General features: G+C 45.8%; 3 protein-coding genes and 1 pseudogene. 3 read left to right on the top strand and 1 reads right to left on the bottom strand.

Annotation, left to right across the window (positions count from 1 at the left end; all coding sequences use genetic code 11):
* The 3 genes and pseudogenes from BG32_RS04405 to BG32_RS17065 all read left to right on the top strand — a co-directional run.
* A partial coding sequence (locus BG32_RS04405) for an extracellular solute-binding protein (protein WP_121526464.1) occupies positions 1–588 on the top strand: 588 nt, incomplete at its 5' end.
* A 58-nt stretch (positions 589–646) separates the two neighbouring features.
* A complete protein-coding gene (locus BG32_RS04400) occupies positions 647–1531 on the top strand; it encodes a carbohydrate ABC transporter permease (RefSeq protein WP_006492701.1) in 885 nt (294 codons plus the stop codon).
* Positions 1528–2360, top strand: a pseudogene (locus tag BG32_RS17065) (carbohydrate ABC transporter permease). Before BG32_RS04400 ends, BG32_RS17065 begins: the two are co-directional and overlap by 4 nt.
* A gap of 74 nt (positions 2361–2434) precedes the next feature.
* On the opposite strand, the gene BG32_RS04390 reads toward BG32_RS17065, so the two are convergent.
* Positions 2435–3676: a glycerate kinase gene (locus BG32_RS04390; RefSeq protein ID WP_121526463.1), complete on the bottom strand. Its 1242-nt coding sequence runs from the start codon at positions 3674–3676 to the stop codon at positions 2435–2437.
* Positions 3677–4003 lie beyond the last annotated feature (327 nt).

Below are 4003 nucleotides of genomic sequence, written 5' to 3'. Positions count from 1 at the left end.
GGCCCCGAACTCCAGAAGGACCTAATCGAAGGAAACACGACCTGGAGGAGTTACGCGGTCAGGAACGCCATGGAAAAGCTAGTCTATCTTCTCGAAAAGGGATACTTCAGTGAACCCACAGAGTGGACAACTATACTCGAGCAGTGGTGGAACGGAGATTACGGTCTTTACTTCATGGGACAGTGGATAACGGGAATGGTAGACGACCCGAATGATCTGGCTGTCTTCAGTCTTCCGGGAAATCGCGGGATGGTTTTCAGTATTGACTATGCATTTGTGCCCGAATACGCAACCAACAAGGCAGAAGCTCTGGAACTTGTGAAATTCCTTTCGAGTGTGGAAGGTCAGAGCATTCAGGTTGCGCAGGGTGGCCATATTGCAACCGTCGGAGTCGACATGTCTAATTATCCTGCAGTCGACAAGGAGATTGCGAAGTTGACAGAGGGTGTTGAGACATTAAATGATCTCGATGATTCCATCGGCGGTCTCTGGCAGACAGCATTCTGGGACCAGCTTAAACTAATCTGGGTAAGACCGGAAAGGCTTGACGATGCGCTGATGGACCTTGATGAAAAAATGCCGAAGTAATCGATTTCTCTAAGTGGGGCCCATCTGGGTCCCACTTCTTTCTTCGGGGGTGATCTAGTTGGCTTTGAGAAAGGCAAAATTCAGGCACTTCAGCTACTTCATTTTGCCGGCGTTGTTGCTTCTAGTGATTTTCGTTTTATATCCTACGTTCAACACGATTTTCCTGAGCTTTGTTGACAGCGAAGGGAACCTTTCACTCTCAAACTACAGAGAAGTGTTTTCCAGCAGGGATATCCTAGATCCCCGGGGACTAGAGAGAGGTTTTCCTTTTGGTTCACTTATTCATAACTTAATGTGGATCGCGATCCATCTGCCATTAACTACCCTTGTGGGTTTATTTCTGGCTATCCTTCTGCGAGACGTAAAGGGAGGGGGAATAGTAAAGTCGATAATATTCCTTGGCATGGTTATGCCAATGATAGTGGGCGGAATAATGATTCGATTCATGTTCGAGGAAAATGTTGGCGTTGTGAATCTAGTTCTGCAGACACTTGGACTGGAAGGTAAGACTTGGACAGCATATCCAGAGACGGCTCTCTTTGCACTGATCTTCGGCTCTGTCTGGTTGTGGACAGGCTTCTCAATGATTCTCTATTCTGCCGGGCTTGAGACTATTCCCAACACATACTATGAAGCAGCCCAGATAGACGGCGCATCAAAGTTCAAAATGCTACTTAAGATAACGATTCCATTGTTGAAACCAATCACCGTTGTCGTACTTACAATGACTCTGCTGTGGGAACTGAAGGTCTTCGATATTGTTTATATTGCAACTATGGGAGGGCCAGGTGGTTCATCAAACGTTCTTGCGCTTCAAATGTATCTTTATGGCTTTCGAGAGTGGGACTTTGGAAAATCTGCAGTAGTTGCGGTTTTAATTACCGCCTCAACTCTACTGGCTGCGATTCCCATGATGAAATCGGCGGGAGATGAGGCAGAATGAGAAAGTCAAGGAGAGAGATTGTTCTAAAAACAGTCATTGCCTGGATTATCGCCCTCATATGGATCCTTCCGTTGATGGGCGTAGTTATGACAGCAATTAGGCCCTTTAGTGAAGTACTGGACGGATGGTGGAGTCTCAAGCCGTTCACTGCAACTCTATCAAACTTCACCGGGGCACTTAATCATCGTACAGCACCACTTTATAGGGGGATGATAAACTCTCTGTTAATTGCTCTTCCCTCTACGATAATCCCTTTAATGCTAGCAACATTGGCAGGCTATGGAATTTCCAGATATGGATTCCCGTTCAGGAAGACGTTTATTCTAACCGTTGTGCTCACTCTTGCGCTCCCTCAGCAGATGATTGCTATTCCTATCTTTAAAATAATGAGCACTCTAGGTTGGTAGACACTTACTTCGGTCTTATTCTTCTCCACACTGCGTGGGGAATACCATGGATAACTTTCTTCATGCGTAATTACTTCAAGACTCTTCCGACCGATATGGAGGAGGCAGCCAGAATCGATGGAGCTGGAGACTTGGGTATCTTCTTCAGGATTGTACTTCCCAATGCTTTCCCGGCAATTGCTTCGGCCTCTGCTTTGCAGTTTACATGGGTATGGAGCGACTTTTTCCTTGCTCTTATTCTCATCTATTCTCCGGACAAACTCCTGGCAACTCAAAGGATTCCATTAATGCGAGGGGTTTACCATGTCGACTGGGGACTACTCTCCGCTGCATCTTTGATGGTGATGATCGTTCCAATTCTTATCTACGTATTGCTTCAAAGATATTACGTCAAAGGAATGGTCGGATGGACAATAAAATAGCGGCCTTCTTCCGTCGTAAAGCTGGTTTTGAAGGAATCAAATTTCCTTAATGACTGTCGATCGTATTTCTATATTCACTCGCAAAGCAGCACTATCAGATCGTTTACATTTGTACCAGTCGGCCCCGTAATGAATAAGTCGCCTGACTTTTCCAGAGCGTGGTAGGAATCGTTGTCGAGCAGAAATAACTGTGGATCTATGCCAGCATCCAACATTTTTCGAACTGTTCTTCCATCGACAATGGCGCCAGCTGCATCGGTAGGCCCATCGGTACCATCGGTGCCGACACAGGCCAGCGTAACACCACCCATTTCCCCAATCCCTAAAGAGAATGCAAGAGCAAGCTCCTGACATCTTCCTCCCAGACCTCTGCCTCTAACATGCACAACTGTTTCACCGCCAATGATCAGAGCGGCCGGCTTTTCCACTGGTCTGTTGTGTGCTTCTTCTCTAGCGATAGATGCCAAAAAAACACCGGCATCTCTTGCTTCGCAATCTAACGAAGTTGTGAGGATAGTGGCGTTATATCCAATCTCTCTGGCAAATGTTGCTGCAGATTCACAGACTCTCGCAACACTTCCGATAATCTCAGTTTGAACGTTAAACAGGCGGTCAGGAGTCTCTACCATCAGAGCCTCAATGATTCTGGAATCAACATCAATAGCGTACTTCTCAAGGACTGCAAGCGCCTGGTCACTTGTACTGCTATCGGGGTAAGCCGGTCCTGAAGCGATCGAATCAAGACGGTCTCCTAAAACATCGGAAAGAACAAGCGTATAGACCTGAGAGGGAGAGACCAGCTTTGCAAAACGCCCTCCTTTTACTGAAGAAAGGTGTTTTCTCACCGTGTTGATTTCGACGATGCTTGCACCTGAACGGAATAGACGATTGTTGACATCAACAAGATCCTCAAGCATCACCCCCTCCAATGGTTTTTCGAAGAGAGCCGATCCGCCTCCCGAAATAAGAAAGAGAATCTTTTCCGGCTTCAATTCCTCAATTTTTTTGAGAGCATAATCTGTAGCTTCAACGGTCTTTCTGTCAAGTATCGGATGCCCGGCTTCGAAAATCTCTACGCGTTCGATATCTCCCTGACTGTAGCCATATTTCGTTATTACGATTCCCGCGCTTACTTCTTCACCAAGCTTGTCCATCGCAGCTTTGGTCATTCTCCAGGCTGCCTTGCCGACCGCCAAAAGGAATATAGGACCTTTCAGCCTAAGCTTTTCAAGAGCATTCTTAACGGAGCTTTCAGGCTGAACCGTTTCAATTGATCTCTCAACAATATACTTTGCTTCCTTTTTAAGTTCTCTCAAAATCGAACCTCCTTGACCAACCATTACGAGTAGAATTCTCTTCTCTGAGGGTAACCTACAAGAAGTTTCTGAATAACAATGCAAACTGTACAATTCTAGATGAATTAATTGTCAAGTTAAAGAAGGCCAGAAATCCGAGAAGAAGAAGTCCTTAGTAGAAATTTGTCTGTCACTGTTACCCCACATTGCTTACCGGTTCAAAAAAACTGCTTCTTTTTTGCGCCTTATCAAAAGAAGAAGACGGTGCAGAAACACCGTCTTCTCCCATAAACAGATTGCTCAGAGTAATATTGTCAGACCAAGATACGGCCCGGGGAGGAAGTTATA

This window comes from Mesotoga sp. HF07.pep.5.2.highcov (assembly GCF_003666285.1).
Lineage (GTDB): Bacteria > Thermotogota > Thermotogae > Petrotogales > Kosmotogaceae > Mesotoga > Mesotoga prima.
The sequence above is the reverse complement of the archived record's forward strand: the minus strand, read 5'-3'. Positions and strand labels throughout refer to the sequence as shown.